The 26,644-nt window shown below is 55.5% G+C and carries 47 protein-coding genes; 10 read left to right on the forward strand and 37 right to left on the reverse strand.

Translation table 11 applies throughout. The features are described from left to right. Positions 1-116: 116 nt before the first annotated feature. The 21 genes from JI62_RS11710 to JI62_RS23215 form a co-directional block, all read right to left on the reverse strand. Positions 117-650, reverse strand: a complete 534-nt coding sequence (locus tag JI62_RS11710) for a hypothetical protein (protein ID WP_088700336.1) — start codon at positions 648-650, stop codon at positions 117-119. A gap of 246 nt (positions 651-896) precedes the next feature. After that, on the reverse strand, positions 897-1,457 hold the full coding sequence (locus JI62_RS11715; RefSeq protein WP_088700337.1) for a PIN domain-containing protein: 561 nt from the start codon (positions 1,455-1,457) through the stop codon (positions 897-899). A gap of 1 nt (position 1,458) precedes the next feature. Next, positions 1,459-2,178: a hypothetical protein gene (locus JI62_RS11720; RefSeq protein WP_088700338.1), complete on the reverse strand. Its 720-nt coding sequence runs from the start codon at positions 2,176-2,178 to the stop codon at positions 1,459-1,461. A 97-nt stretch (positions 2,179-2,275) separates the two neighbouring features. After that, entirely contained in the window at positions 2,276-2,767 is a 492-nt protein-coding gene (locus JI62_RS11725) for a BRO family protein (protein WP_088700339.1), read from the reverse strand. A 201-nt stretch (positions 2,768-2,968) separates the two neighbouring features. Continuing rightward, a complete protein-coding gene (locus JI62_RS11730; RefSeq protein ID WP_141101322.1) occupies positions 2,969-3,526 on the reverse strand; it encodes a DUF1799 domain-containing protein in 558 nt (185 codons plus the stop codon). Beyond that, positions 3,478-3,819 (reverse strand): hypothetical protein, encoded by a 342-nt coding sequence (locus JI62_RS11735; protein WP_088700341.1) that lies wholly within the window; start codon positions 3,817-3,819, stop codon positions 3,478-3,480. Before JI62_RS11735 ends, JI62_RS11730 begins: the two co-directional genes overlap by 49 nt. A 79-nt stretch (positions 3,820-3,898) precedes the next feature. Continuing rightward, positions 3,899-4,861, reverse strand: a complete 963-nt coding sequence (locus JI62_RS11740) for a hypothetical protein (RefSeq protein WP_205737514.1) — start codon at positions 4,859-4,861, stop codon at positions 3,899-3,901. Then, positions 4,854-5,045: a hypothetical protein gene (locus tag JI62_RS11745; RefSeq protein ID WP_088700343.1), complete on the reverse strand. Its 192-nt coding sequence runs from the start codon at positions 5,043-5,045 to the stop codon at positions 4,854-4,856. Before JI62_RS11745 ends, JI62_RS11740 begins: the two co-directional genes overlap by 8 nt. A gap of 62 nt (positions 5,046-5,107) precedes the next feature. Further along, on the reverse strand, positions 5,108-5,836 hold the full coding sequence (locus JI62_RS11750) for a phage tail terminator protein (protein ID WP_088700344.1): 729 nt from the start codon (positions 5,834-5,836) through the stop codon (positions 5,108-5,110). Next, positions 5,833-6,375, reverse strand: coding sequence for an HK97-gp10 family putative phage morphogenesis protein (locus JI62_RS11755; protein WP_088700345.1), 543 nt, complete (start codon positions 6,373-6,375; stop codon positions 5,833-5,835). The genes JI62_RS11750 and JI62_RS11755 overlap by 4 nt, the downstream gene beginning before the upstream one ends. After that, the gene (locus JI62_RS11760; protein WP_088700346.1) at positions 6,362-6,697 is read right to left on the reverse strand and encodes a phage head closure protein; all 336 of its coding nucleotides are present in this window, start codon (positions 6,695-6,697) and stop codon (positions 6,362-6,364) included. Before JI62_RS11760 ends, JI62_RS11755 begins: the two co-directional genes overlap by 14 nt. Positions 6,698-6,700: 3 nt before the next feature. Beyond that, on the reverse strand, positions 6,701-7,258 hold the full coding sequence (locus tag JI62_RS11765; protein ID WP_088700347.1) for a head-tail connector protein: 558 nt from the start codon (positions 7,256-7,258) through the stop codon (positions 6,701-6,703). 93 nt (positions 7,259-7,351) lie between these two features. Continuing rightward, positions 7,352-7,585 (reverse strand): hypothetical protein, encoded by a 234-nt coding sequence (locus tag JI62_RS11770; protein WP_088700348.1) that lies wholly within the window; start codon positions 7,583-7,585, stop codon positions 7,352-7,354. Between the two features lie 78 nt (positions 7,586-7,663). After that, a complete protein-coding gene (locus JI62_RS11775) occupies positions 7,664-8,962 on the reverse strand; it encodes a phage major capsid protein (protein WP_088700349.1) in 1,299 nt (432 codons plus the stop codon). Between the two features lie 69 nt (positions 8,963-9,031). Next, positions 9,032-9,970: a S49 family peptidase gene (locus JI62_RS11780; protein WP_088700350.1), complete on the reverse strand. Its 939-nt coding sequence runs from the start codon at positions 9,968-9,970 to the stop codon at positions 9,032-9,034. After that, positions 9,958-11,235, reverse strand: a complete 1,278-nt coding sequence (locus tag JI62_RS11785; protein ID WP_088700351.1) for a phage portal protein — start codon at positions 11,233-11,235, stop codon at positions 9,958-9,960. The genes JI62_RS11780 and JI62_RS11785 overlap by 13 nt, the downstream gene beginning before the upstream one ends. After that, on the reverse strand, positions 11,235-11,432 hold the full coding sequence (locus JI62_RS11790; RefSeq protein ID WP_088700352.1) for a hypothetical protein: 198 nt from the start codon (positions 11,430-11,432) through the stop codon (positions 11,235-11,237). The genes JI62_RS11785 and JI62_RS11790 overlap by 1 nt, the downstream gene beginning before the upstream one ends. After that, positions 11,426-13,141: a terminase large subunit gene (locus JI62_RS11795; protein ID WP_088700353.1), complete on the reverse strand. Its 1,716-nt coding sequence runs from the start codon at positions 13,139-13,141 to the stop codon at positions 11,426-11,428. Before JI62_RS11795 ends, JI62_RS11790 begins: the two co-directional genes overlap by 7 nt. Positions 13,142-13,147: 6 nt before the next feature. Beyond that, positions 13,148-13,618: a phage terminase small subunit P27 family gene (locus tag JI62_RS11800; protein ID WP_088700354.1), complete on the reverse strand. Its 471-nt coding sequence runs from the start codon at positions 13,616-13,618 to the stop codon at positions 13,148-13,150. Between the two features lie 162 nt (positions 13,619-13,780). Next, entirely contained in the window at positions 13,781-14,521 is a 741-nt protein-coding gene (locus JI62_RS11805) for a hypothetical protein (protein ID WP_205737515.1), read from the reverse strand. A gap of 77 nt (positions 14,522-14,598) precedes the next feature. Beyond that, on the reverse strand, positions 14,599-14,955 hold the full coding sequence (locus tag JI62_RS23215) for an HNH endonuclease (RefSeq protein WP_088700355.1): 357 nt from the start codon (positions 14,953-14,955) through the stop codon (positions 14,599-14,601). A 44-nt stretch (positions 14,956-14,999) separates the two neighbouring features. Here JI62_RS23215 and JI62_RS11815 point away from each other — a divergent pair, with 44 nt between their 5' ends. Further along, on the forward strand, positions 15,000-15,464 hold the full coding sequence (locus JI62_RS11815) for a hypothetical protein (protein ID WP_088700356.1): 465 nt from the start codon (positions 15,000-15,002) through the stop codon (positions 15,462-15,464). 138 nt (positions 15,465-15,602) lie between these two features. On the opposite strand, the gene JI62_RS11820 is transcribed toward JI62_RS11815, so the two are convergent. The 16 genes from JI62_RS11820 to JI62_RS11890 all read right to left on the reverse strand — a co-directional run bounded on the left by JI62_RS11820 (position 15,603) and on the right by JI62_RS11890 (position 22,798). Continuing rightward, positions 15,603-16,019, reverse strand: a complete 417-nt coding sequence (locus tag JI62_RS11820; protein WP_088700357.1) for a hypothetical protein — start codon at positions 16,017-16,019, stop codon at positions 15,603-15,605. Beyond that, positions 15,997-16,242 carry a hypothetical protein gene (locus JI62_RS11825; protein ID WP_088700358.1) on the reverse strand — a complete coding sequence of 82 codons (246 nt, stop codon included), beginning with the start codon at positions 16,240-16,242 and terminating at the stop codon, positions 15,997-15,999. Before JI62_RS11825 ends, JI62_RS11820 begins: the two co-directional genes overlap by 23 nt. Next, positions 16,239-16,556: a hypothetical protein gene (locus JI62_RS11830; RefSeq protein ID WP_088700359.1), complete on the reverse strand. Its 318-nt coding sequence runs from the start codon at positions 16,554-16,556 to the stop codon at positions 16,239-16,241. Before JI62_RS11830 ends, JI62_RS11825 begins: the two co-directional genes overlap by 4 nt. A gap of 32 nt (positions 16,557-16,588) precedes the next feature. Further along, positions 16,589-17,071 carry an N-acetylmuramoyl-L-alanine amidase gene (locus JI62_RS11835; RefSeq protein WP_088700360.1) on the reverse strand — a complete coding sequence of 161 codons (483 nt, stop codon included), beginning with the start codon at positions 17,069-17,071 and terminating at the stop codon, positions 16,589-16,591. A gap of 193 nt (positions 17,072-17,264) precedes the next feature. Next, complete coding sequence (locus JI62_RS11840) at positions 17,265-17,924, reverse strand: hypothetical protein (protein ID WP_088700361.1); 660 nt, start codon at positions 17,922-17,924, stop codon at positions 17,265-17,267. Next, the gene (locus JI62_RS11845; protein ID WP_088700362.1) at positions 17,924-18,436 is read right to left on the reverse strand and encodes a VRR-NUC domain-containing protein; all 513 of its coding nucleotides are present in this window, start codon (positions 18,434-18,436) and stop codon (positions 17,924-17,926) included. The genes JI62_RS11840 and JI62_RS11845 overlap by 1 nt, the downstream gene beginning before the upstream one ends. After that, the gene (locus JI62_RS11850) at positions 18,433-18,885 is read right to left on the reverse strand and encodes a hypothetical protein (RefSeq protein ID WP_088700363.1); all 453 of its coding nucleotides are present in this window, start codon (positions 18,883-18,885) and stop codon (positions 18,433-18,435) included. Before JI62_RS11850 ends, JI62_RS11845 begins: the two co-directional genes overlap by 4 nt. Further along, complete coding sequence (locus JI62_RS11855; RefSeq protein ID WP_088700364.1) at positions 18,882-19,190, reverse strand: hypothetical protein; 309 nt, start codon at positions 19,188-19,190, stop codon at positions 18,882-18,884. Before JI62_RS11855 ends, JI62_RS11850 begins: the two co-directional genes overlap by 4 nt. Further along, positions 19,187-19,783 carry a hypothetical protein gene (locus JI62_RS11860; protein ID WP_088700365.1) on the reverse strand — a complete coding sequence of 199 codons (597 nt, stop codon included), beginning with the start codon at positions 19,781-19,783 and terminating at the stop codon, positions 19,187-19,189. The genes JI62_RS11855 and JI62_RS11860 overlap by 4 nt, the downstream gene beginning before the upstream one ends. Continuing rightward, positions 19,776-19,967: a hypothetical protein gene (locus JI62_RS22740; RefSeq protein WP_088700366.1), complete on the reverse strand. Its 192-nt coding sequence runs from the start codon at positions 19,965-19,967 to the stop codon at positions 19,776-19,778. The genes JI62_RS11860 and JI62_RS22740 overlap by 8 nt, the downstream gene beginning before the upstream one ends. Continuing rightward, complete coding sequence (locus JI62_RS22625) at positions 19,955-20,113, reverse strand: hypothetical protein (RefSeq protein ID WP_170938542.1); 159 nt, start codon at positions 20,111-20,113, stop codon at positions 19,955-19,957. Before JI62_RS22625 ends, JI62_RS22740 begins: the two co-directional genes overlap by 13 nt. Beyond that, positions 20,110-20,439, reverse strand: coding sequence for a hypothetical protein (locus JI62_RS11870; RefSeq protein WP_088700367.1), 330 nt, complete (start codon positions 20,437-20,439; stop codon positions 20,110-20,112). The genes JI62_RS22625 and JI62_RS11870 overlap by 4 nt, the downstream gene beginning before the upstream one ends. After that, positions 20,436-20,756 carry a MarR family winged helix-turn-helix transcriptional regulator gene (locus JI62_RS11875; RefSeq protein ID WP_088700368.1) on the reverse strand — a complete coding sequence of 107 codons (321 nt, stop codon included), beginning with the start codon at positions 20,754-20,756 and terminating at the stop codon, positions 20,436-20,438. The genes JI62_RS11870 and JI62_RS11875 overlap by 4 nt, the downstream gene beginning before the upstream one ends. A gap of 2 nt (positions 20,757-20,758) precedes the next feature. Further along, positions 20,759-21,490, reverse strand: coding sequence for a hypothetical protein (locus tag JI62_RS11880; protein ID WP_088700369.1), 732 nt, complete (start codon positions 21,488-21,490; stop codon positions 20,759-20,761). Next, the gene (locus JI62_RS11885) at positions 21,481-22,488 is read right to left on the reverse strand and encodes a helix-turn-helix domain-containing protein (protein ID WP_170938543.1); all 1,008 of its coding nucleotides are present in this window, start codon (positions 22,486-22,488) and stop codon (positions 21,481-21,483) included. The genes JI62_RS11880 and JI62_RS11885 overlap by 10 nt, the downstream gene beginning before the upstream one ends. Positions 22,489-22,570: 82 nt before the next feature. Next, positions 22,571-22,798 (reverse strand): Cro/CI family transcriptional regulator, encoded by a 228-nt coding sequence (locus JI62_RS11890; RefSeq protein ID WP_088700371.1) that lies wholly within the window; start codon positions 22,796-22,798, stop codon positions 22,571-22,573. An 87-nt stretch (positions 22,799-22,885) separates the two neighbouring features. Here JI62_RS11890 and JI62_RS11895 point away from each other — a divergent pair, with 87 nt between their 5' ends. The 9 genes from JI62_RS11895 to JI62_RS22635 all read left to right on the forward strand — a co-directional run bounded on the left by JI62_RS11895 (position 22,886) and on the right by JI62_RS22635 (position 26,628). Continuing rightward, entirely contained in the window at positions 22,886-23,560 is a 675-nt protein-coding gene (locus JI62_RS11895) for a LexA family protein (RefSeq protein ID WP_088700428.1), read from the forward strand. An 8-nt stretch (positions 23,561-23,568) separates the two neighbouring features. Further along, positions 23,569-24,234: a type VI secretion system-associated protein TagO gene (locus JI62_RS11900; RefSeq protein ID WP_088700372.1), complete on the forward strand. Its 666-nt coding sequence runs from the start codon at positions 23,569-23,571 to the stop codon at positions 24,232-24,234. Between the two features lie 194 nt (positions 24,235-24,428). Beyond that, positions 24,429-24,815 carry a LuxR C-terminal-related transcriptional regulator gene (locus JI62_RS11905; RefSeq protein WP_088700373.1) on the forward strand — a complete coding sequence of 129 codons (387 nt, stop codon included), beginning with the start codon at positions 24,429-24,431 and terminating at the stop codon, positions 24,813-24,815. Beyond that, positions 24,812-25,090: a hypothetical protein gene (locus JI62_RS11910; RefSeq protein ID WP_088700374.1), complete on the forward strand. Its 279-nt coding sequence runs from the start codon at positions 24,812-24,814 to the stop codon at positions 25,088-25,090. The genes JI62_RS11905 and JI62_RS11910 overlap by 4 nt, the downstream gene beginning before the upstream one ends. Next, the gene (locus JI62_RS11915; protein WP_088700375.1) at positions 25,087-25,392 is read left to right on the forward strand and encodes a hypothetical protein; all 306 of its coding nucleotides are present in this window, start codon (positions 25,087-25,089) and stop codon (positions 25,390-25,392) included. The genes JI62_RS11910 and JI62_RS11915 overlap by 4 nt, the downstream gene beginning before the upstream one ends. Beyond that, positions 25,389-25,709 carry a hypothetical protein gene (locus tag JI62_RS11920; RefSeq protein ID WP_088700376.1) on the forward strand — a complete coding sequence of 107 codons (321 nt, stop codon included), beginning with the start codon at positions 25,389-25,391 and terminating at the stop codon, positions 25,707-25,709. Before JI62_RS11915 ends, JI62_RS11920 begins: the two co-directional genes overlap by 4 nt. Before the next feature lie 10 nt (positions 25,710-25,719). Then, complete coding sequence (locus tag JI62_RS11925; RefSeq protein WP_088700377.1) at positions 25,720-26,334, forward strand: hypothetical protein; 615 nt, start codon at positions 25,720-25,722, stop codon at positions 26,332-26,334. Beyond that, positions 26,331-26,486 (forward strand): hypothetical protein, encoded by a 156-nt coding sequence (locus JI62_RS22630; protein ID WP_170938544.1) that lies wholly within the window; start codon positions 26,331-26,333, stop codon positions 26,484-26,486. Before JI62_RS11925 ends, JI62_RS22630 begins: the two co-directional genes overlap by 4 nt. Beyond that, positions 26,479-26,628 (forward strand): hypothetical protein, encoded by a 150-nt coding sequence (locus JI62_RS22635; protein ID WP_170938545.1) that lies wholly within the window; start codon positions 26,479-26,481, stop codon positions 26,626-26,628. Before JI62_RS22630 ends, JI62_RS22635 begins: the two co-directional genes overlap by 8 nt. Positions 26,629-26,644: the final 16 nt, after the last annotated feature.

Raw genomic sequence — 26,644 nt, forward strand, 5'->3', positions numbered from 1 at the left:
ATGCAGTAGCTTTTTCAATGCTGCTTTCGCTTGCTCCCTCACTTCGATGGGCAGCTTCCCCAGCGCTTTGAGAAAAGAAGGGTAGCGCTCAAAGTCGATGGAGGTTATTAGCCTATTCACAAGCTGGCAAATACAGCATCAATCCCGTCTTCAGTGCTTACCGGAACGCTGCCACGGTTCACTGGCCCAACATCCACGTTGTACTCCTCCATGTACCACCGTAAAGACTCTAGCTCTCCATACACGATCTGCAATTCAAGCATTAGCATTTCGTGAGCAATAGCCACCCGGCGATCATTCATAAGTGCTTTAAGTGGCGGCTTTTCAGCGCTCGCTACATGCTGCTCATAAATAGCCTTGAAGTCATCTTGCATGGTAGCAATGGCTTCAAGGGCCTTGTCTGTAAAGGGCTGATCGCTTTTCAGAGTGCGCATCTGCACTCTCATCGATGTCACTTGGGCTCTAACTTTCCGCACGCTTTCGGCGGAGGCATCTAGCCGACGCTGCTCTGAACGAGCAAATCCTGAGTCTAGTCGCTTTCCAGTAGTCAAGAAACGAGCAGATTGAACGACGCCAGTTCGGTGTTTGGTCACAAACCGACTAGCCTCCTTCTCCAGCTTCCTCTCTTCTCTTTCAAGCTCTTCAATCATGATCACTGCGCCCCTGGTTAGCTGCAAAATGCGCGGCTAATGCTCGTATCTTACCATAATCGACCATTTTCACTCAGGCAAGTTCTGCTGATGCTCTAAAGTGGGCAGCCTAACGCTGCCTGTTCATTATGGTGGCGTGGCGGTTGGTTCTAAAGGGGGTCGGTGGGCCTGTTTGGAATTACAGGGGTTTAGTGACCGGGCATAAAAAACCCCGCTGGGGCGGGGTCTAGTAATTCTGTTTTGCTCTTACCTTCGGCGACTGTCTATGCTTACGACTTCGCCAGGATTGCTCTCTTCCATAAGGTCTATCTGACGCATATTGGAAGCCACATCGGCTAATGACTTCACTACGATGCCAACCGCTTCGGCTTTTTTGAGCATATCTTTGTCATGTGTCCAAAGCTCGTCACCACCATATGCTTGAGTCATCGCAATTATTTGTCTATCAAAGCTAATTTTGCTTCTGTCACTATCACCTTTTAACTGTTTAAGCTCAGCACTGTTGACCAGTTGAGCGCAGCTTATGGCACTAATTGCGTCAAAATTAATTAAGTCGAAGCGAGCGGTACTATTGATAGCTGCTAGATATTCACGATGAAGGTGTTGATCGACTCTTACAAGAATTTCGGACAAAGCCGGGGATGGAATCAGTATCCGATCAGCTTTAGCGGTCATGAGGTCAAGCAAGGCCTCCGCCCGCCCTTCTGGGTTATCAATCACCTTGCCCGTGCGTGGGCACTTTAAGTCGTTGCGACCACCTACCTTGAGGATCTGCATTAGTATATTGGCATCAACGACTAGCCGCACGTTAGCTCCTGTTATCCAGTATGTCGGAGTGAACTCCTTTATCGCTAGGTAGATTTATACCACCCAGCTCCCTGAGCTTATTGAAGACTGACTTGGGATCAAGGTTTTCGATGACGTCATAACTTTGAATCACTATCTTACGAAGCTGCCAGTCGCCACCGACTTCACGTTGTTCCCACTCCCCTTCACCATGCGCATGTATGTGCTTGAACAGATCCTTGCCCAACGCAGTAGCCAGGGCTTGATTTGACTCCCCCAAAACGGCCTTTCCCTCCATGTCTTCAATACGGATGGGGATGGTGTCGTCTTTACCACCCACCGAGTAAAGACGCCCTTTCACAGAACAAGCCATCTTTTGGATCAGCGCCTCGCTACGGGGGCTTCTTTTCTTGGTGGGCAAGCGAACTATCCGAACCTTCCCTGCATAGAACTCACCCTCGTAGCCATCTTTTTCGATTTGGCTCAAGAGTTTATTGTAAGGATCCATGTACTTTTGAGCGGCTTTACCATCATGAGCCTGAGTAATATGCAGTAAAGCTTCGTCATAATCGGCATCGTCAACGGCGATTTTCAAGCACGCACAACCCTGCTCTACTTCGGTAAGAGACTTGATCTCTTTGCCTCCGTAAAGCTTGTCCAGGCAACCTAGATATTTCGACAGGCTTGCCAAAGGCAGCGTGTCTGGATCTGTGCCATGTAACTTGAGCGTTAGGTGCTTCATCGCTTGTGACTTCTACCGTATGAGTACACTTATAGTGTCCTGCAAAATAGCGCATCCTTGCACGATACTCAAAAATATTTGTAGCTGATCTGGCAGCCTATACCGGTAACTGTAGCTGCATCCGATCCCGCCAATATTGCTCATTTCTTTCTAGCGGCTGTTTGCACCAGCGCCATGCAGCCAGCCCTCGCCCCTCCTCGCTCGCCTGCTCGCGGCGATCTTCCAGCGTTTTACGTGCCTGCTCCCATTGCTGCTTGGCGTATTCGCCACCCTTGGCGATGGTGTCGAGAATATCCAGTACCCAGCGGCGGAAGGCTTTGGCCTTTTTGGTGCGAGCAAACATGGCGAGCAAATGCGCGCCGCGAAGGGAGAAGATACGCGTTTTCTGCATGCCTCCACCACTCGGAAGCTCAACCACTGAAGTCATTGAGTCAGTGAACTCGTCTGCATTTCGCTCGTATAAGTCCCGTACTGCGCGGCGCGTATTTTTGTAGCCCAAGGCGTGAGCAATTTGCACACCCCTTGCCCACACTTCGCCGTCACGGGTAATCAGCTCGATCTCGGTTCCTTCAAATATCATCGGTTGCATGATGCGTTACCTCATTAGTAAAGAACCCCGTTGCCCAGAAACGCCAGCCCCGCAGAGAACAGCTGACGCTCTCCGAGGCTCTTTCTGATGAGGCTCTACGGTTTATCGCGCCGGGCATGGCGCATAAAAAAAGCCCCAGCGGATACCAGGGCAGTATTGATGTTGGTGGTCGGTGAAACGCGTTAAAGGTGGTGAAGATCGTTAGGCCACAAACGCCCCATCACTCCGGTAATCAGGCGGCAGATCCATCACGTTCATAAGCTCACGTACGTTGATGCGCTGGTTCTCTTCTTGCAGGAAAGAAAGCTCTGCGCGCTTCTCAATAACTTCCGCCACTTGCTGCCGCTGCTCAGCCTCCTGCTCTTCCAAGTGGGTTTGCTCATTAAACGCCGCGAGCGCGCCCGCTTCTATGTGCTGGATCTGGACTAGCAGTTTGTCTTGCTCGTCATAATCCAGGCGGGCAAATTTGGGGTGGCCATAGAGCGAGGTGTAGTCGATCCCCAGGCGTTGCCCGCCTGCCATACCTATGGCCGTGCGCCACTGGGTGCGCATGGCGAGAAACAGTTCCAGCGCTGGCCAGTGTTCTTCCCATACCTCGTAGTGCTTGGGCGCTTCGGGTATATCGGCGTCTTTCAGCCCCCAGCGGTCAGTGTCCTTCTTGCGCTGATCCCTGGGGGCTGGGCCACTGGCCCACCACTGGCCAGCGCCGCTTAGTTTTTTGCAGCGGCCTGGCTGCGCCCTTCCTGTGCGGCGTACCAGCTGAGGATCAACGGTCGGCGAATATAGGTTTCTTGCATTAGCTGCTCGACCAGCTCTTTATCAAACGGCAAATCCTTTTTGTCTTCGCCTTTGATACCGCTGATATTCACTAGATCTTCTAAAAACTCCTCATCTTTTTTCTTGCCTGACTGAGCCGCCTCAACATTGGCGCGGTAGTCGTCCCACTTACGCAGCTTCCACTCTGCCTGGATCGTTGATGCTTTCTTATCGCCCGGCACCTGGATAGGCACATCAACGGTAATGGTGGGGATTTTCTTCAGAATGAGAGACATGGTGTGTTCCTTTGATTAGCACAAACAAGCACCCCGCCCTTAGGCGGCGCGGTGTGGTTAGCGGTGGTGGGTTGCGTGATTAACTGAATACGTAGGCGTAATCACCATCGCCTGCCTCAGCGGACAACAAGCGAGTATCCATAGTGAAATGCTTGAAACCCTGCACTTCTGTTTCCTGCAGGTTCGAGAGCTGAACCCGGGCACATTGTTGCTTAACAATATTCCCCGGCGTTTTGCCATGGGTGAATGTCACCGGTGACTCAGTGGTGCCGTTATGCGATTCGACTTTTTCATAAATATTAAAGTCTTGAATACGCGGCGCCTCGATGTTGACCTGACCCGTGGCGTTACGATTCTGGATGTGGACGCCCTCGTAGTTAACGAGGTTGCGATGCTCCACCTGGCCACCCATATCAAACGACCAGGACTGCATGCGAGCTTCATAACCAAAGAAGGTGAATGCACTGTTCTGCTTGTTGATAGGCACTTCTTCTGCCTGAGGCTCTCTTGATGAACCCGCAGGCGGTGCTTCTCGGTATGGCCGCAGATACAGTCCCGTTAGGTTGAATTCAAAGTAGGGCATGCCTTTGGCGTCGGCGGTACGCGTTACGGTTCCGCGCACACCTGGTAGCACCTGCAGCTCGTCGTTATCCGTCCACCATAGCAATGAGATTGAGGCGAAGTTACTGGATACCGGTTCGTAGGTGACCATTTCTGCGCCTTCGGTCGTGTCGATGACTTCACTGTGACCGGAGCACAAAAGCAATGGCCGGTAGGATGGAGGCACCCCTGGTGTACCAGATCCCGCGTAAGGCACACGGATTTGACGTGTCGTATAGGGCGCCACATTCACCTGCTTATTGCTGCCAAAACCGGGCTTCACACGCTCAACTTCTGCCGTATCACCTTGGTAGGGGCTGGCGGCTTCCCTCGTCATGACATCAAAAAACACGGCAGTGGAGAGGTCTTCCGGCGTTACGCCGTACTCATCTTCGATAATGGCGGCCACCGTTAGGATCCGCCACGCCATTGGATCACTCATTGCCTTTTACCTCTTGCTTGGCCGCCGCCTTGGCGGGCTTGGGGGCTGCCGTTTCGGCTTTCACCGGCGCGGTAGCGGGGTTTGAATTAGGCGCTTTCGCGTACTTGGTGGGCGTAGGCTTTGTGCTGTGCACCAGCACACGCTTACCGTCACGGATGACGTAGCAGCCTCCTGCATTGGGCATGGGGGTTTCCTCCAGGCGTAAAAAAACCCGCACGCGGCGGGGTTTATGGGGTGGTGGTTGGGTTAGCTACGAATCATGCGGTCGTAGCGGTAGAGCTCACGCCAATAGACGTGGCTGCCGGAGACAGCAACGCGCTGCCCCCCTGCGTATTCCAAGGGTGCAACACCGTGAGGCGAGCTGTTCAGACCAAGTAAAGCGCCATCAATCGATTTTCGCTGCGCATCCACTTCGGCCTGCTCTGCCACCAGCACCACAGCGATGTGCTCGGTCACGGTCTGGCGGACGTTCATCGTTTCCAGTTCGTTGGGTGTCGTTGTGGCTTGCACGGGGTGCACAAAGGCGGCGGGCAGTGCAGGTGTGGCCATCGCCAAGCTGGTGGCTTGCAGTTCGAAGTGAGCGCGGTATTGCTTTTGGTCATATTCGTAATCAGTGGCGGCGTCGGTAATCTCCCACCCTTCACTGCCACTTTGCGCGGCGACTCGCTCGATGAGCTGGGTGCTCATGGTGCGTAGCGGGTCGAACTCGGGTGACCGCAGGCTGAGTACGTAGGTGTCCACGCGCCCCAGGCGATAGCCGTCTACCTCGATACCGCTTTGGCCTGCCAGGTTGTAAACGCCGTTGGTGCCGGGAGCATCCGCCGGTAGGTTGAGCGGCCAAAGGGCGCTGTTAACTACCGGATCCACCAGCGCAACCAGCCCGGGCACGGTATCGGCGCGGCTGGGGTCGGCTTCGCTGCTGGGGGCTGCGGTAATGCCTACTCCACTAAGTGCGGTAATGATGCTATCAATCACAATATCTGTCCTCGGTTACGCTGACGATCAAGATACGCCGCCAGTCCTTCGTAAAAGCGCCCTGCCGCACCACTGGCGTTTTTGTCAAAGGCGGGCTTCATGAATGGCTGTGCTTTCATTCCAGGAGCGTGATAGCTGTAGAAGGTATATTTTCCGTCCGCTTTCCAGCGCTGGTGTCCCTTTAGGTTTCTGCGAACCTCTCTGGTGCCAGCATCCACCCCATGCTCAACAAGGCGAGCCTTATAGTCCTGCGCATACCCTCTTTGTTTCGTTACCGCGCCTATAAACAAAGCAGGGTCATCTGGCGCTAAACCATGCTTTTGCTTAAAGCTTTTGCTGAGCGCTCGAGTGCCTATTGATCTCTTTAACTTCCCAGTACGAACCGTTACGCCGGCCTTCATGGCTGGCCGTATAGGCCTGGCGACCTCTCTTAAGCCAGCCGACACCGCCCTGGTCTTTATATTCTTCTCCAGGTCTCTCAGGTCGCGCTCCATCCGGTCTAGATCGTCAGCTGATAATTGAAAATCAAACCCACTCATGACACATCAGCTCCAGTTCTGTACGGCGCCCACCAAGGTCGATCGGGCGGCCCTCCAGTTGGTAGGTCATCCCGCCATGGCGTAGCCGTAGGGTTTTGCCTGTGGCGGCGGCAATGTCTGCCCGGTACCGCATGCGGATACGGGCGGTGGTTTCGGCGTTGGCTTCTTGTGCGGCGAATAGCGTACGCCCGCGCAACTGCTCGACCTCGGCCCACACTTTGCCACCGGGTTGCCACCCTTCCGGTGTTGCACCTGAGTCGGTGCGATCGCCTTTTTGCCACCATTCGAGGGTGACCTGATCTCGCTTCTTTCCGATCTGCATTGCTCACCCCACGGCATGGATTCGATGAGGCGCCAGCAGCATATCCACGCCCATGGGTACTTCTTGATACCCGCCTGATGAAACGCTTTCGCGGTTTTCGTACCAGTGGCCGATCAGCAGCAAGATGGCTATCTCCACATCTGGTGGGGTTTCAGCCTCGCCTGCCGTGGCGGTAATGGTGACGCTTTCGGGTTCATCGGTGGTGCTGGGCCAGCGGCTACCCCATTGCGGCGCCAGCAGCGGGTATATGGGGCGTGTGTCTAGCCGTAGCGTTTCAGCATCGAGTGATTGCTCGTTGCCTGCAGGGTCGATGTACTCAAGCGATTCAATGGCGGTTACCGGTGACCATGGCAGTTCAATGGCATCACTCCCCGCGGGGAAGCCGTCGAGCACCAGCGTTTTGGTGCGCGTGGTCAGCGTTGCCTGGGTGTAGTGCTCGGCGTATTGGTAGGCGCCGTTGATGAGCCCTTGAATAATCGCGTCTTCATCGGTGTAGGCCGTTGCTTCTTCTTCGGTAATAGCTAACCGAAGGTGCAGCTTGGCGCGGGTTAACGTGATCATTCAGGGGCTCTCAATAGTCAGAAACAGCTCATAGCCAGAAACAGCAACGCCGCCCGGGGGGCGGCGTTGGCATAGCGATAAAAGCAGCGAGGGCTAAACCTTATCGGCGCCTTCGGTGCCTTTGGCGGGTTTGTTCGCGCCAGCGGCCTTGGCCTGCTCGGCTTCGGCGGCTTTGTGCTCTGAAGCGGGGATAGCAATCTTGCGCTCTTTTAGCTGCTTGGCTTTGTCTTCCGGGAAGCCTGCGCGATCCGTACGGGAGTAGCGGCCATAGGGTTTTAGAAACACCATGGTGATCAGCTTTTCAGCCGGTTGTTTTGTGGTGGCCATGGGTGGCTCCTGTCATCAAAGAGGTAACGATTAAGGCCCGCACGCGGCGGGCCTTGGATGTGCTGGTTAAAGCAAGCCTTACCAGGTGACTTCGGTACCCATCACCAGGCCTTCTGGGTGGCGGAAGGCAATATCGTGCTCTTTCACCACACGCAACAGCGACTGATTACGGCTAAACGCGGAAACCAGATTGCCGCTGCCGTCTTTGTAGGTCGCTTCTCGGCTAAAGTCGATGGTCATTACATCGCTGTCACCGATAACGACATCATTGAAGTCAGCGAAGTAGATCTCGGTTTCGTTGTTATTGCCCGCCGTGGAGGTATCCAGGTTGACCGGGATGGTAGTGGTGTGGCGAATCGGGTAGCCCTTCAACTGGCCTTGGGCCATTTCGGGGTAAACCTTATTGCCGTTACCGTCGCGCATTCCGAACAGTTTCATGTAGGTGCGCGGTGACAGGCCCCAGCCCGGCTCAATTAGCAGGCTGTCACTTTCCATCAGTTTAAGCATCAAGCTATCAAGGTAGGCGTCAATCGTTTGCAGATCGGCGGTACCCGACCACGGCACAACGCGCCCTGCATCGACGCACACAGCGCGGAAGCCGGTGGGGGTGTCGTTGGTGCCGTCATCGCGAAGGAAACCTTTATCTTCACGTACGGCCATACTGGCGAGCATGTCGTTAAGGAAGATCTGTTCAACCTGAAAGCCTGCCCGCCCAATCAGTTGGTTGCTCATGGGCACCAGCGTGATCATGGTTTTGGCGTTCAGTTTCACGTCGTCAGTGTTGGCCTCGGTCGCCAGCACATCGGAGCCTTCACCCACATAGCTAGACGTTGCACCAGACGCCATGCGTGGAATGCTCAGGTTGCCATTCGGCAGCGGCATGGAGCGAGCACCCAAGGCACGCACAATGGTTTTAGGACGCAGCAATTCAATCACTTCGTTGTGCATGTTCTCTGGCACCAGCGAACCGCCGGAGCCTGCACTGGTGTCGATGGCCATCGCTACGTCAGCATCGCCAATTTCACCGCTGGCGAACTTGGACGCCAATTGCATATCGCCCTTACCCGCTGCCACAGCCATGGCCATACGCGCCACCTTGGCACCGGTGTACTGCTTAAGTTCGGGTTTGATATGCACCGCGGCCGATTGACCACCTCCAAAGGCGGGTACCTGTTCGGCGGAAGCGGCGTTCATACGCTCAATGTTTTCAGCGCGGGAAAGCTTGGCGCTGATTTCATCAAACTCGGTGGCCAGCTTTTCAAATTCAGCCAGTTGCTCTTCGTTCAGCTCACCCGCTTCCATTTCTATAGCGGCCAGCGCCTGCACTTGCGCGTTAATCTCGGCACGCTTGCGGCGGAGTTCTTCGATATTAGGCATGGTACTTCCTCTTCGTTTAGGCACAAAAAAGGCGGCTCATGGCCGCCGTGATGTCGCTCCGCCGCGTGGCTAGAGCTGACAACTGGTGTCGAACGCCCGCGCCTGGGCGCGAATGCTTCGGTTGTTTCGTGGGGTGGTACCGGTGTTTCTGGTGTAGCGCTGCGAGATAGTGTCGATGGCGTCTTGTGCGGGGGCGATCTCATCGATGAGTTTTAGGGCAAGCGCTTCTTTTGGCCGGAACAGTCGCGCTTCGGTATCAACGATCGCTGACACATCCAGCCCGCGGAAGCTGGAAACGGATTCTGTGAATTCGCTATAGGCGACATCCAACATTCCATTAATCTCCTGCACGGCTTGGTCGGTGATCGGCTCATGCGGGGAGCCGTTGTTCTTGTGGGCGCCGCGGTAGTAGGTGTTGAACGTGATGCCCATCTCCTGTTCCATGCGGCTGACTTCATAGGTTTCGATAATCACGCCGATGGAGCCAACGCCCGCGGTAGGGCTGGCGACGATGCGAGAGCAGGCCGACGCTAGGTAGTAACCCGCCGAGTAAGCAGCGAAGTTGACGATCGCCGTAATGGGCTTAATGGCCGTGCTGGCCCGGATGAAATCGGCGAGCTCTTTACAGCCCATGGCGTGACCACCGCCGGTGTGGAAGTCGAGCGCGATCTCTTCGACCATTTCATGCTTTAACGCGGCGGTGATTTGGCTACGCAAGCGCTCATAGGAAAGCAGCTCTTCACATGCAGCGGTGATGTGACCACGACGCGCCACCAACACACCGTGCACGGGAATAACCGCAATGCGACCTGATACCTGTAGACGCTGCATTTCGCGGTCTTCGCTGCTGCCTGACTCCATGCCCAGACTTTGCGGTAGGTCGTTAGCGCGCCCTAGCAAGCGAGGTTCCAGCACGTTACGCACTGCCTGCACTAGCGTGGGTGTTGCGTACAGGGGTGTCTTAAACACCATGGACGCGATGTGCGGGTAGTTGATCATTGCGTGCATGCGAGTATTCCCTCGATCTCTTGCATTTGTTGGGGTGTGGCATTCAGCGAGTTCTGCATCTGCTGTGAATCCACCATGTTCATGGGGCTCAGGTAGCGATCGCCTCCCTTGATAGGCGGCATGTTTTCCAGGCGCCGAATGTCGTTAACGCTGAGCCAGCCCCACTGGCGGGCGATGGCGTAGGCTTCAAAGCGTGACTTCTGGTCGCCGCGCAGCAGACCGGATACGTTGAACTCGATGTAAAGGTTTTTGCGCTCTGCCGGTATCAGCAGGTCGCGCATCATCGCGGCCTCTTTGCGCTTGATCCACGGCATCAAGGTGTAGATGACGAACTGCAGGCCAAGGTGCTCAATGTTGTTAAACGTGGCCTTGTCCAGGTGCTGGATCATGTTGGGCGCGACGCGATATAGCCGGCACACTTCCACCACCCCGAAGTTGCGTGACTCAAGCAGCTGGGCCTTCTCGTTATCCATGGCCAGTTGCTTGTACTGCATGCCCTCTTGCAGGAGGGCGACAGAAAAGGCATTGCGTAAGCCGCCGCCATGACGCTCTGTAAACTTGCTCAGCAGCCGATCAACGGAGCCTTGATCCTTTATCGCAGTTGCTTCACGAGGGCGCTCAATCACCCCGGCCATCGTGGCGCCACGTTGAAAGACTGCTGACGCGTGTTGCTCGGTTGCCATGGTTAAGCCGATGGTGTCGGCGTTGGTGGCAATAGGAGAAAGGCCTACAAAACCATCTAGCGAGAACGCTTTAACGTGATGCACGGAGCGCATCGGCAGTATCTGGTTTTTGTAATCCAGCAGTTGGTAATACGGCAGGCCATCCGGCCCTTTTAGCACCCCAACCTTCTTGGGGTGGACGGGGATTAGCTCTGTTGGGTAGCCAGCACCATCGCGTTCAATCAGTGAGAATTCATTTCCTTCCAACGCCAGGTGGCCCATGCCCTGTTCGTAATACTCGAACGTGGTGTCTTTTCGGTTGGGCTGGCTATGGATCACGTCATACAGCGGGTGATCGGTCGCACGCTCGCGCCCGCCTTTGTCGTCGCGGCGGTAGAGCTCACAGGGCAATTGCGCCAGCGACTCCGCCAGCAGGGTGACGCAGCCACGTAGCGCGCTAACGCCCAGGGCGGTTTCAGTGTTCACCATGGTGCCAGCGGCGCTTTGGCGGCTGGTGTTTGAGCTCACCCAATTGCCTGTCCAATCCTGGCTTTTCTGCGGGCTGCCGGTGGCGGCTGAGTTGAAGAGGCTAGGCCAGAACATTAGCTATCCTCTTCGTTTTTGGTGACCGGTGGTGGTTGGTTTGCCTGGGCGGCTGCTTTGGAGGCTAGCCACGACCAGAACAGGCAGAAGCTGCCCGCGACGATATAGCCCGCGGCGGGCAGTACCAGCCACGCGCCAAACGCGACTAGCCCGACACCCAGCAGGCCAACTGTGAAGGTGATGAAATTGATCAGCATGTAACGTCCGAGGTGTCGTAAATGGATTCTTCCGGCTCGTCGTTTTCGGTGAGCACGGCGCGACCGAGCGCCATCAAGATGGCGATGATGCCGTCGATCTTGTTGTCGGGCTTTTCTTTGCGTGGGTAGATGTTGTCTTTCGCGTCTGCCTTGGCGACCACGTTGCTGGCCATCCAGGTAAGCACCGGATCCTTGGCATGCCGGAAGCGCCCGCCTGTGATAGCGGCTTCCATTTCCCGCATGGCGGGGCTCATGTTTTGAACAGTGTTGCGGTACTCAACAATGCTGGCACCGTCTGCCATTAACTGGTGGGCAAGCTGGGTAGCACGCCAGGGGTCGTAGGCGATTTCGGTGATTTCGAATAAGCCCGCCAGGTCTTTGATGTCATCGCGAATTACATCGAAGTCCAGCTCTTCGCCATCGGTGATAATCAGATCACCGCTATTCACCCACGTTTCGTAAGCAGCCTTGTTGTTACTGGCCCGCTCCACCGCCCCTTCGGGTAGGTAGTTACGAACGAATACCGTCCAGCGGGTTTTCATGCGCCCTTTCTTATCGGGCACTTCGTCACGGAACAACAAAGCGATGCTCGCGATGTCGGTCTTACTGGCGAGATCCACGCCTAACCAGCAGGCCTTGCCGATGAAGTCTTCTATCTTTAACGACTCATCACCCAGCGCGTGCCAGCTGGCCATGTTGAGCCACGCGGTGCGCGCACTTACCCAGACATTTAGGTGCTTGGTGAGGAAGCTGTTTTGTCGGCTTGGGTAGCGAACGGCGTCGCGTTGGGCCTTGAGTAGAAACTCTTCACTGACGGATATGCCAAAGTTCGGGTTAGCTTTGCGCAGTACCGCTGGGTCTTTCCAATCGTCACCATCGTCGATGGTGTAGATGATGCCGAATAGTTCGTCATTGGGCAGCGCATCATCAAGCATCTGCTGTGCTTGGCGGCGCTTGTCGTAACAAGGGCCTGCTAGATTAAAGCCTGCCGTAGTGATGATGAACATCAACGGCTGGTCACGAGACCCCATGCCCGTCGCCATGGTGTCGTAGAGGTCGGGCGTTTGGTGTTCGTGGAATTCGTCAACGACTGCGCAGGATGGCGAGCTACCGTCACCCGGGTTCCCGATTAGTGGCTCAAGTCGTGAACCATCTTCGGGAATCGAGATGTTCTTCGCCATTATCTCGATGCCCGCCATGCTAACTAGCGCTGGCGATTTATTAAGCATCAATCGAGCGGGACGAAACACTTCCCAGGCTTGCTTCTCTGTAGTGGCACCACAGTAAACCTCTGCGCCGTACTCCCCATCTGCGCACAGCATGTAATTAGCGACGCCAGCTGCAATAACTGACTTACCGTTTTTACGGCCTACCTCGATATAGGCTTCAGTAAAACGGCGTAGCCCGGTTTTCTTTTTCAACCAACCAAAAGTGCTGGCAAAGATGAATAGCTGCCACGGCTCCAGCGTTATCAGCTTTCTTTCACGTGCCCACTTGCCTTTGGTATGTGGAAGCAGCTGAACAAATTCACAAACCCGCTCGGCTTCGTCCTTATCGAACCGGTACGGATATGACCGGGACTTCTGCGCCTTGAGATCGTCCAGATGGCGCTGGCAGGCCTGCCGTACCTCCTTGCACGCGGGAATCTTTTTGGCCACTACGTCCCGAGCGTACTTGTTCGCGGCGTTGACGTTCGGGTAGCTGGCCATGGAGCTTCATCGCTTTTTGCCTATAAGGTCTTTGAATGGGTTACCGGCTTCTTTCGCACCAGGTATGGCGAGACGCGAACGGCTAGAAGGATCCAAGCCTAAGGCGCTGCCAAACGTCACGAGCTGCTTAAGAGATTCATTCGCCACGGTGCAGGCGGGGTTCTTCACTTCGGAGTTCATGCCCTGCACCGTGATGCCGTTCTTAGCGATGTCGGCTTCAGCCTTTCGCCACCGCGCATAAGCAGCGCAGTAGGCTTCCAAGTTGGCAAGGTCAGATCCGGTAAGGATCTTGGAGCTCACTAGCCAAGGGCCAATTTTCTCCCACATCTGGATGCCGATCGGGTCAAGCCAATCAGGCGGAAGCGGCACTTCGGTAAGCTCATCGCCTTGGGGTTCATCGTGGTTAACAGCACGCTTTCCGGCGTTGCCTTGCACCGCTTTCAGGTGGCTCGGTTTAGGTTTGCGACCTCTTGTCATTTGCTAATTCCTCGCGCCGACCTGATTTTTCAATTTCGCGGGTATAAAAATAAGGCTAACGTGTCGGTGTCCAGGCCCGAAAGGCTCCAGAAAGTTACCCTCCCCTACCCCGGAAGCATTTAAATGCAAAAGATTGCCATTTAAATTTAATTACAGATGAATTCAACCTTCTTGCTCGACAGGCTTGCTTTTAGGGCCGGTGTTACCTTTTCGAGGAGAGAAAACATCGTTATGTGCCCAGCCCGCATTCATGCGGTACTCAATAGAAGCAACACTTATACCAAGGGTACGCGCCCACTCGCTCAGGCACATTGTTTTCCCATGGGCCGTGTATCGCCGACTGGATTGCAATCGCTTGGTTTGTTTCATCTTCTCGTGGCCGCGCTTTTGATTACAAAAAGCGCAGCTAGCTACAAGGTTTTTAGCTGAATTGTCATCACGAACATCATTAAGGTGATCAACATGCATGTCATCCCAAGTCACGATCTCGCGGCACCAGTAACAACTAAACGGCCCTTCACCGTGAACTTTATAAAAGACCTCGCGATGCTCATAAATCCTTGGATGCCTGCCTCGCTGCAAAGGATGACCAGGAGAATAAGTCAACATGTAGCCATGTGAGTGAACGAGATTACCTGGTATAACCACATTCTTTTTCTCTATCTGTCCATTTCTGCGCATTCGCATATAGTGCTTTTCACAAAGACCTGCGCCCACTCTATTCGCATGGCATTCGCAACCAGCAACAGAGCAAAGCGGCAAATCATTTCGCCTGTCCTTAGCATGCATCTGGTTAGAACTAACTTGACAAGCATCAGAGCAATACTTTCGGTCTTTACCGCGAGAAACTTTATAACTGAATTGCCCGCCGCAATGCGGGCAAGTACGATAGCGAGTAGCCATTGATGTGACTCCATAACAGTCCGCTGTGGTTAGAGCCGCCTTGGTGTTAGCGCACTTGGCGGCTCACTTAATCCTATCTAGTCTCCCCACTTTTCTCTATTTGTTTTGCGCTTGTGACAATCGCGGCTTATTGCACGCAAGTTGCTCATCAAATCCTTTCCGCCCCGAGATAACGGAATTATATGATCAACCTCATGGGCTGGAGTGATGCGGCTCTCTTTAATGCAGTCATCACATTGACACAAGTATCTATCACGCCGCATCACTGCATCCCGCAACCGACGCCAAGGGCGCCCGCCTCGGCCTGATCTTTTATGGTCTGGCTTCTTCCAGGCAACTGCTTGATCGGCGTGCTTGTCGCAGTAGCCGTGCTTGTGCGTGGTTTTGCCAGCGCACATGGGGGCGCGGCATGGGCGTGGCGGAGAGGTAGGCATTGCGCTAACCTGTTTAGGTAAATTTAACTTTTAAGAGGTTCTGTATGTCAGATATAGCGAATGCGCTGTTTCAGCAAATGCGTTTAACCATCCTCCTGACCGCCAAAGATGGCGTAGAAGAAAGCCCGTTCCATCCTGCCTATTTATTGGCTTGGGATGATGGCGTTTACCCAATCCTTGATGAGGGAGCTGATTGGCACCAGCCACATACTAAACAGTTCCGCGTGACCAAAGAGAAGGTAGATCGCATCTTCTCAATATTGTGTGACCACTGGGACGACAAAAAAGAGATCACTTTCTACGGGCTTGAAGAATTGCTTGGGATCCACGGCGCGGCCTATTCAACTGGGGACTTCCAGAGACATAATGTAATTAGTATCTGTCGCTACCTGTTCTTGCATGACCGCTTTGATAAAGAGTTTTGGTCAACTCTTTGCCGTAACGGGGAATGCCCATCGGAGGCGCATGTCATCGCTAGCGACCGGGAAGTGGACATATACTTCAACTAGTCCTCCCCCACATCATTCGCCATAATCTCCACCACCGCAGCCCGGTCAGCGTTGAACCGGCGGCGTAACGCCTCATACTCAGCCAGCAACAGCATCAAGCCTCTATTGCTATCCAGTATCAGCGCGGGTGCTGCTAGCTCAGTCGTTAGGTGCTCGGGCACTGTCGGGCCGTAACACTGCAGCTCCATCGGCTGAACGTTGGAGCTCACGCACCCAGTCAGTGATACCAGTAGGCCTATCGCTATCCAGCCACTCACGCGCTTCAGCATCGGATTCTCCCAGTGATTGAAGCGCCGATGTGCTGGCGCGTATATCGTCCGCGATGACCGTCAACGTTCGATCACGGTCAGCCATGGCGCTGCTTAGTGTTTCGATCTGCTGGCGCTGCCACTGCTGGTGCTCTTGAAGGATCTCGGCGCGATCACGCTGTCGCTCGGCTTCGGCTTGATATGCGTCTCGCTGGTCAGTAACGCGCTGCCAATAGAAGTAGGCAGCCACCAGGGAAAGGAGAAGCACGCCCGCACCTAAGGCTTTACTTTGGAGTTTGGCGAGCATGGCGCGCCCTCTCTGCGTTCGGCTGTTTGATGCTGCGCAGGATGACCGCTGCGCTAGAAAGAATGGCACCGGCCAACACAAACCAGCGATCAGGGATAATGCCATTCCAAAACGGCAGCAGAGCTTGTGCGGTGGTCACCGTTGCGAGGATCGCTGCATGATTAGACCAGAGCTTATGCCACTGCCATGCATCATCAGCTAGCTGTACTTTGATGCGTATCACTGAGCGCCCTCCAGCCGGTTCATACGGGACTCTAGTATCTCGATCTTGCTACGGGTTTCGTTGCGGTGAACTTCCGCCTCACGACGCGTAAGAAATTGCGAATCCATATCGCGCAAATCCTGGCGCAACTGCTCTGTCAGCGTTATCAAATGGCTAACGCGCTCATCTTGTCGAGCACTGCTCTCTGACAGCTTCAGAGTCGTGACGCCTTGCCAACCAATCAGGCCAGCAACAACGGCGAGCAGCAGTGTTTGCAGATGACGCTCTAAAATAGGTCTAGACCTCACGGCGTTATCGGGATTTTCTTCAGACATCCCGCCTCCTGGTGGGCCTGCGTGATTAATGATTAAGCGATGATCGCGTCCACTTCTTCAATCCAATGGCCATCCCACTCTTCAGGCGTATCAGCCCACAGATCGTGCAGCCCATCGCGATACGTCCGCCAATCAAAGCAAGGGCACCCGCGCGACTCATGCCCAGGGAATCCGTTGTGGCCCATGATGAGCGCCTCCGGATAGCGCTCGTGTAACTCGGTAAGCAGCGCATCAAGCGCGTTCCACTGAGCCGCCGTGAAGTTGTCTTCCGGCGTTACGCCGTCATCCTTCACGCCGCCAGCCATACACACGCCGATGTTGCCGGTGTTATAGCCGCCCACGTGAGCGCCTGTCTGGCTCTCGGGTCGGCCACGTTCTAGCGTGCCATCACGGCGGATAACGTAGTGGTAACCCACATCACGCCAACCACGCGCCAGGTGCCATTGGCGAATCTCATCCACGCCAATGTCCATGCTGGCCGTGGTGGCCGCACAGTGAATGGTGAGATAACGCATTAGCACCTCAGGAATAGAAAGGCCCCAACACGAAGGGGCAAGACGCGCCAGGTGGCAACGCAAGGGAAAGCAGAAACGCAAAAGCCCCGCCGGGTGACCGGCAGGGCTTTATGGTGTGTGGCGGCTAGCGTCATTGAGCGCCAGCCTAGAAACATAGTAGATCAGTCGTGGAATTAATACAACATGTGGTGTTTCATAACTGGGCCAAGAGTAAAAGCTCTACCCGCGCATGTTTGGCGGCATCCTTCACCGCCTGCCCATTCTTGAAGATAGGCACGCTCTTATGCTCATTGCGCGAACGGCGGTACGTTTCTTTCTCAGTGACCCGCACCACCTCAACCTCCCTGATCTCAGTCATGGTCGAGAGCGACCCCATTTGCAGCATGCGCGAATAGATCGGCAAGTGCTGAGCAATGAAATCATAGCTCTTGGCCCATAGCGCTTGCTGCTGCGCTGCCATTGGGTAGAGCTTGGCGGCACGGATCAACACCGCCAGACGAGCGCGTGGGCGCAATCGGGCAGATTCCAGCCACTGCTTAGCGAACTCATGGCCAGCATGCACCCGCATACCGCGATCATAGGCAATGGCCAGCGGATCAGCGGCAGACGTACCACCCCCAGGCTGCTCGCCCATCTTCGCCGCTGAGCTGAACGGCTGATAGCCCTGGTTCTCGTGCCAGTGCCAGGTTACGCGCTCCGCCTCCATATCCAGGATACGATCGACAAACGCCCGCGGCGCTTCCGGATCATGCTCTGGGTGGGTGCTGCGCGCATGCTCTCTCAGTTCACGAATGCCCATACGCTGATAGTCACGCGCCATAGATTCAGCCTCTCTCAACAATGCCATGCCCATTAGGCCTTTCTCCACTCGGTACCGCTTTTCAAATGCACGCGGGCGGTGTGGTGGTGGGCAGTGCGAACCAATGCCGCATACTCCCGCAACACCGCCTTAGCCTCTTCCAGCCCCACCGCCAACACGGCGCAGTAGCCACGGTCATATGCAAGCGCCAGCCAATCATATTGACTATCAGCCAGGGGTGCCGTGTGAGGCGGAGAAGCCTTGAATTCCATGTACAGCCCGAACCAGCCTCCTCGAGCATCCATAATCACCAAGTCACTCACACCCGACTTAACGCCCTGGCGCTTCATGGCCGCGCCGGTGCTCTTGCTACGCTGCCCACCGTTGGGCACGTGGTAGATGGCGTCGTACAACTGCCCTACCGGCTCTCCGCGCATCTTCTCCCCCAGCAGCCAGCGGATTAGCACCGCCTGCTCTTGGCCTTCCCAATCCACCGGGCGGGCGCGCGGCTTGCCGTCTTCTTTCAGCTTGCGCGGGCGTCGTGGTGTCTGGATACGTAGGCTCATGAATCACCCCGCTGACGCATCTTGCGCGCTAGATTTCGATCCATTTGGGACTGAACGCCATTAGCGAAGTCCTCCGGAAGCAAGCCTTTGTCACAGCAAGGGCAGACGGGCGTCATGTTTTTACTACGCCACACCTGGTCAAGCGCTTTAACGGCACGGCTACGGGCCTGGAATGACTCTGCCTCTTTTACAGCTTCCTCTCGGCGTTCTAGCTTGTTTTGGGCGCCATAATGAAACTCTGCCAAGCCCTTGAACGCATCGTATGCCTCTACCTCCTGCTCGCAGTCCTGGCACCAGATACGTCGCTCTTGATCGTCATAAACAATATCGAGATGCTTGCATGTGCCTCTCGGGCGCTTTGTCTGACCGCGCGCTATGCGCAGATCACCGATGTCAACGACCTTTAGGCCGTATATGTAATCTTGTGGCACTACCGGCTTATCGCTCACACCACACCCCCTGCCAAACGCTGTTTCAAAAGCTGCTGGCGCTCCCACTTGCTGTAATCGGCCATGATGCGATCAAGCATGGATCGGGCATCGTCGTTATGATCCAACTCGGCGCGGCTTTTCACGCCACACGCTGCGCGCAACCAATCCTCGCAATCTTCCTTGGTATGGGTGCCATCGGGCATTGAGCCATAGGCCATCTGATGGAAACGGCGGCGGCGATGGTCAAGGTAGAGCGCAAAGCGCGGGTTCTGGCACAGCATGGCGGCACGGCGGGCGTGCTGCCCTCCCTTTAGTTCACTCATGCCGCCTTACTCCTCTGCTGCCAATATCTAAGCGTTATCCCGCGCGCCATCGCTAACACTTGGCGATCCGTCATCTTTAAGCGATGCAGACGAGGCGCTGCGGTTATTTGCTTTAACCGATAACCGTGCGCCTTATGATTTCCATGCCTGTAGGGCTCGACCTCAAATAAGCCGGCATACTCTGGCAGTTCCTCAGGCTTAACGATGCCGGGGGCAGCCACTACCCAGAAATAGTTAGGCGTTGGCTCACGAGCGTAATTAAGATCAGAACCGCAACACTCGAGACCTTGCTTCCAAGCTAGCGCCAGCCCTTCCGCAATATCTTTAGCTTTTCCCAATCGACGGGCGCGAGATCGTTTTGCGTTACTGTCTTCAGAAGCAATTTTGCGAAGTTCTGCCAGCCAGTCTGCGCGGCTAACCTTGACCTCAAATTCATGGCCGAATCGCGTTTTGGTCATGCTGGCAACATCGCTTTCATACATGAAGGCGGTACCACAATTAGGGATAGTGATCTCGTGCTTAGCGGCATAGCAGTAGGCATAAACTACGTCTTGCACGATCGCCTCCGTCAGAGGCTGCAATGCATCATCCATGGTTACGCTCCCCGTGCTCGCTGATACCACTGGAGCCAGCCATAGTGGGAGGTGGCGGAGTCCGGAAAGGCGGCGCATGACCACACGGCTTGCTGCTGCTCTTACAAAAAGCGGCCGCCGCGCAGGCGATGGCAATAAACACACCGACCAGCACGCCGAAAAGAAACCACGTTACGCCGTCCATCGCTGACCTCCCGCCCGCTGGGCTTTGCGCATGCAGTGCTTGCAGGCGGGCAGCGCTTCGCCAGTAGCCGGGTCGCGAAACTCGCTGGCTGCCTTGCGGTACTGGCAAGCTGGGCACTTGGGCTGGGTGTAGGGTTGGCGGATCATGAGCCACCCCCAGCTATTTCAGAACGGCTAAAGATTCGCGTTTCCAATAGCTGGGCGCTCTCTTTAGGCATCGTGTAATAACTCTCCAGCAGCGGCACAGCAGGAAGCTCAACCGTGCCAAACGCCGTCAGCCGATAGGCAAAGCCTGGCGCGCGCTCGACAAACTCCTGCTCTACCAAGGCATCACAAGCAACGCGGATCTCATGCAGCGATACCGGTAGCTTGTAAGCATGCGCCAGCGTGGTGAGGTGAGCCGGGTTACTGGATGACATCCCCAGAAGGCGAAGCACTATGTTTTGGTGGTCGATGGGTTTTAGAGTGCTCACGACGCCACCCCTTTAGCCGCTTCCACCGCTAGCGCCTTACCGCTTTCAGTCAGCCCCAACACCTGGCGCGCTGGGGAATCGGCGCTCATGCCCGCGACCTCGATGTAATCCATATCGAGCAGCTCACGGCAGCGGCCGCAAATGCTGGCCAGCGGTAGGCCGGTCGCATCGGCTAGCTGGTTGCGGGTCATGGGGCCCTTACTCACTAGCGAGGCAGTCACTAGCCCACGCGAGGCGCTCAACTTGCCTGAACGGCGGTGATCGCTGAATGCAGCCCGTTTTACTTCGTTGCCGCTTGGTTGGAATGCGGTATTCATGATCAACGTCCTCCCATCGCAGCCAGCGGCACGCCAGCTTGTTCGAGTAATTCACGGCGGCGGGCCTCTTCACGCTCGCGGGCTTCGCGGCGCTCTTGGGCTTTCTGGTCACCGGGCTGGTTGATGATCTCGCGTAGCTTGCTCACCACCTGCTTACGCTGGCGCTTGCCTTCCGGCGTTACGGGCTTATCAGGTGGGGGTAGCATTTGACGTGCCGTATTAGGTGACAGCCTTCCTTCAGTCACGGCATCGTTGAGGACGATCTCGCGGCGCTGTGGGTCATGGCCTAGCGACACCTGCCACTCTGGCTGGCGCGCTTCGGCTTTCGCGGCGGAGAGCTCACGCTCATACGCGGCAAGAAACGACATGCGAGCGCCAACCTTGTCTCCACCGGCCAAAACCGGCTGAGCAGCGGCAAAGGCGCGGGCAATCTCCGGCGTCCAGACCACGGTCTCCTGCTCGTCGGTGCTTTTCAGCGCCAGCGCCCACGCCTCATTACCGCTCAAATGAGCGTTCGCACTGGGTAAGCGCTCAATGATCGCCGCCAGGGTCAGCTTGCCGTGAAGCTCGGCACGGCAGCGGGCCAGCGCTCTTGTGATCTCTGCAAATGGGTAGGCACTCAGGTCATCCGCAATCAGCATCCCCGCAGAGGGTCGCATTTCCTGCCCCAGCACCTCGGCCGTCGCGTAAACCAGTTCGAGCACCTGCTCGTGTTGCTCAGAGGTCAATGGCATGACGATGCCTCCCGTTTGGCTTGGCGCTCCCGAAGCATCGCTTTTGCCTGCTCCAGGTTGCTCAGGTTCGTTTGGGTGCTGTCCATCTGTCGGGACTGGGCATGGGTAACCTGCTGCCCCGTAGTGCACTGGGTGGCGATGGATTCGCAGTCGGCGAGCAGCAGCGAAACCGGATGAAGCTTGGTGAGATAAAACTGCTGATTCATCTGCAGATAGAACGCCGCCACCTTGGGCGCCAGCTCTGCCCCTACGCGGTCAACCAACTGGCCCAGCTGCGCAGCGGTTTTCTGATTCCATACGGGCCAAGTGCGGTAACGGTTACGGTATGCAATCGCGTAGTTGGCCCACGCCTTGAACGTCTTGGCGTTGGGGTCACGGGTACCGGGCATGTCGGCAGGGATACGCGCCAGCAAGTCAGCGCTGGATTCTGCTTTGCTGTTCAGGGTCGGTTCTGGCTCGTCAGCGCTCAGGTAATCGCCCTCCGAAGCATCGGGGCTTGCCCCCGGTGCAACAGTACTAACCCTGGTACCCTCAGAATGAACCCCTAAACCTGAACCCCTCTCTTCACGGTTTTCCGAATACCCCTCTTCGACATTTCGAGTAGGGTTCTCCCCGTTTTCCGAATACCCCTCTTCGGGATCTCGAATAGGGTTCTCCTTGTTTTCCGAATACCCCTCTTCTGTTTTTCGAGTACCCTTAGGCGCGGTATCTAACGGGCGCTTCATGAAGATTCGGCGCTCAACAATTTGCTTGCCTTCGCGGATCTGATCGACGCGCACCCAACCCTTTTTCTTGAGCGAACTGATCACCTCAGAGACACGGTTAGGTGACAGCCCAAAGAACTCGGCAAGCTTCTTGTTCGACTTGAAACAGCCCTTTTGCGGGTGCTGCAGGCTATCGATCTCGATCAGCATCACTTTCTCTTGCAGTGAGAGCTCGCGATTCAGCCAAATATCGGCGGGTATCCAGACACCGCGGAAGGCGCGTTCATCGGTCATGACGCACCCCCAAACACTGTACGCACAAACAGAGCCACAGCGCTCGCTGTGCTGTTTAGCTTGAATGCATATACTGAAATCATTACGACGCCACCTCATCTTGCGGGGGAGTCTCAAACACAGAGGGGCACAACTGGTAGCGGGTAAAGGCTCCCTCAGTAAGTTTTTCAGCGCGCAACGCAACAGCAGGAGACATGCCGTGCTTGCCACGCACCCAGTTAGAGACAGCGCCTTGGTTGACGTTAAGTGCCTCAGCGGTTTGGAGTTGACCGCCAAAATGATCAACCAGGCTTTGGAATGCGGTATTCATCAGACACCCTCTTATGCGAATGCTCATAGAATAGGCCATGAGCAAACTCATTTGCAAGGGTATGAGCGCTCGCATAATAATCACCGCATGGAACTCAAAGACAGAATCAAGCTGGCACGTAAGCGGGCAGGCCTCAGCCAGACAGGCGCGGCTGAAAAAGCGAACGTTGATCAAGCCACTATTTCGAACCTGGAGCGCGGCAAGCACCTGGGCTCTACGCACCTGCTCAAAATTGCGGACGCGTTAGGCGTTAGTTATCGCTGGCTAAGCGAAGGTGTTGGGGAGATGCAGGAAGGCACCCGCGACAATCTAGGCGAGTATCACGTCAATACCGCGCCAGCAGCCCAGCCCCTGCGTTACTTCAGTTACCCTGTCGTCTCTGAAGTTAACGCCGGGCTGTTCGCCGATTGCGTTGTGCCTTACCCTGCAGGCATGGAAGAACGCCATGAGACAACCGACTATAAAGCCCAAGGCCAAGCGTTTTGGCTGGAAGTGACCGGCGATTCGATGACAGCACCCACAGGCGTACGCCCCAGTATTCCAGAGGGCACGCTGGTGTTGGTCGATACCGGAAAAGAAGCGCTGCCCGGTAACCTTGTGGTCGCACAGCTAGACGAAAGCAACCAGGCAACGTTCAAAAAACTGGTCGTTGATGGCGGGCAAAAATACCTAAAACCTCTTAACCCCGCCTATCCGCTAATTCCAATTAATGGAAATTGCCGCATCATAGGGGTGGCTGTTAAGGCTCAAATGAACCTGTAGGGGGACGCATGGATAATTGGAAGGTGATAGGCACGATAGCGGCGGGCGTACTGATACTTGGCTGGATGCTCAATGACGAAACAGAGGAAACTGAGCCAACTGCCAGCAACGCCAGTAGCGTGGTCAGCGCCTCAGAGGCAGAGGAAGCGCCCAGCCCGGATGCTGACACCAACCAACCAGAAGAAGAGCCAGTAGCTCCCACTCCCCCTCCTGAACCTCAATCCCCCTGGTACGTGAGCGAAGAAGTCTCGCCGATGGATGATAGCAGGAATGTCTATCTATCCACCCGCTCAAGTGAGGCAGTCCCAGGCCGTTACGGCAGATCAACAGTCCGACCCACGCTATATGTTCGCTGCGTTGAAAACACAACGGCCTTAATTTTGCACATGGACGGCCATCACATGGCATCTAGCGAATATCACACATGGGGAGACGTCGATATGCGCATTGATGACGGTAAAGCATTCACCAAGCCAATGACGCAATCAACCAACAACCGATCGCTTGGGCTTTGGAGTGGTGGTACCTCAATCCCAGTAATTCGGCAGATGTTTGGCGCCGAACAGCTAACGGTTCGCGCCACGCCCTACAGCGAATCGCCTATGACCATGACATTCGATATAAGCGGACTGGAGGAAGAAATAGCGCCCTTGCGTGAAGCCTGCCACTGGTAACGAACCTCAAACCTACCGCCATTACTGAAGCCGCCCAATTACTGGGCGGTTTTTTTTATGCCTATCTGAAAGAAATATAAGCCCAATTATGGGGCAATCTTGCTTGCTCATAAAAAATATGAGCTTTCGCATTGACAGATAATATGAGCTTTCGCATACTGAGCTCATAAGTTAATGCAGCAAGGGATAAAACAATGCAAATCACAGCAGGCAGTTTTCAAGCAAAGATCAATCCGGAACGCGGCAGTCTCGGCTTCACCCGTACTGAAGCCATGGACATGATGTTGCTGGCCGCAGGCAACACCTACAAAGAGATTGCCAAGGCCACCGGCCGCTCACCGAAGACCGTGCGCGGCAGCATCGAAAAGGGTTACCACAAGCTGGGCGTTTACAAAGCCGCTGGCGCCGTGGCCGAAGCCATGAAACGCGGCTGGATCGCTCCGCTACTCGTCGCCCTACTGATCAGCGGCATCAACCCCGACATGGACGCCATGCGCCACCGCCAGCCAGTGCGTACCCGCACCCATAGCAGCGTTAGTGCGCGGATCAATCAGCGTTTGGATGGGAGCCTCTACGCATGAGCATTCACGAGAAAACCCTCAAGCAGTTAGTGCGTAATCAAGTGCACGAAGTGGCCAACATCGTGATGGACATGAACCTCATCCAGGGCCGTCACGTCAAGATGCGCATCTTCCCGGGCGGCGTTTCAGTCACAGAGGAACGGGAAGGTCATGAGCCTCACTTTGTATCTGCCTCTCTGCCGCCGTTAGCAATGCCCGAAGCGGCGCTTAATAACGTGGAGAGCTTGCTTTCAGTACTGCGCGGCCATTGGCGTTGGCAAGGCGGTGCCCAATGAACCACGTCATCAGCCTCAAGTTCGTCATCAATCACTGCCGCCTGTTCGCCATGCAAGACGGCTACACCCTGCACAGCACCGTGATTTATGCCGAGCCGGTGGTCGGCGGCGGCTACCTGCCCGCGTTCGTTGGCAAGGAAGGCACAAAAATCATCGTGCGCATGAACGCCCCGCTACCCACTGAGCTAGCCGCCCGTAACGCACTGCGCGATGTGCTGTGGGGCGCTCACGTAGAACAGCGCATCAACCTACAGCGCCACCCACTGGAAACCGATGGCCCAACACAGGAGCTAGCTGCATGAGTACCAAAACCCAACGGGCCATGCTCGCAGGCGCCGCCGTGGCAGCCGTCCTGGCGCTGGGCCATATCTCGAAAGGCGAAGCCGTAGAGCAAGACGATTGGCTGACCACCTACTGCACCGATGCCGCCGTGTGGGCAGCCGAAGAAGCACGCGGCGTGCCGCTAGAGCTACGCACCGGCCAGCCCGACTACAAGGGCATAGCCGAGGAAAGCTGTCCGGGTATGCGCCCAGCAGGCCCAGCGCTGCCCACTGACGTTTCCCCCGCACGGCTGGCCATGCCAGAGACCGTGCCGTTCAACCAGTTTGTTCAGTTTTGAGGTGATGACGATGAAAACTAATGCAGATTTAGCGCTAGAACAGTTCATGGAAAACGTAGCCAGCCACTCCATGGAAGTGCTGCAGGATGACGGCAAGTATCGCCACCTGCGCTTTAGCCATAACGGCTCATCGATCTACCACTTCAACATCGTTACTTGGCCTGGATACCTGGCCATCGCTGGCGACATGGGTGACTTCATGTTCAGCCGCCTTCCGGACATGTTCGATTTCTTCCGATCCGAAAAGCCAGGGCTTTTTATCAACGCCAGCTATTGGGCTCAAAAACTTAGAGCAGGAAGCAGCAAAGGCCCGCAGCTTGCCAAGGTATGGAGTGAAGAAGCCTTCAAGCGAAATGTTTTAAGGCAGTTTGATAACTGGGCGGAATTTCAGGACGACGAAGCCCGCACTGCCGAAATGCGCGCCAAGCTAAATCGCGATGTTCTTGAGTGCGGTTATTTCAAAGAGGAAGCGCAGCAGGCAGTGCTGGATTGGGATAACGAGCTCTTTGACCTCACCGAGGTTTGGGAACACGACTGCACCGACTTCGACCACCACTACCTGATTTGTTGCTACGCCATCGCGTGGGCTATCCAGCAGTACGACGCCGCTAAGGAGGAAGCATGAGCACCTTCCGCGTATACGGCATGACCGAATGCAAAGCCCTGCAGCTAGCCCGCGCTAGCTACATCGAACAGGCCAAGCGCTCACCGCTAGCGCGCCCGCTGAACCATATTGCCGACGCCGGAAAAATGATCGGAGGTGACCAGCATGTCTAAAGCCTTTATCAAAGCGATGGAAGAACGCCTGAGAGAGGTTAACGAAGAGGGCTTCACTGCTGAGCATGATGGTGCCTACATCCAAGGCACGCTTGCGACTGCTGCAGAATGCTACGCCCGGGCTGCCAAGCTGGTACTATAACAGGCGCCAGATACCC

Source organism: Halomonas campaniensis (assembly GCF_002211105.1).
Classification (GTDB): Bacteria; Pseudomonadota; Gammaproteobacteria; order Pseudomonadales; family Halomonadaceae; genus Vreelandella; species Vreelandella campaniensis_A.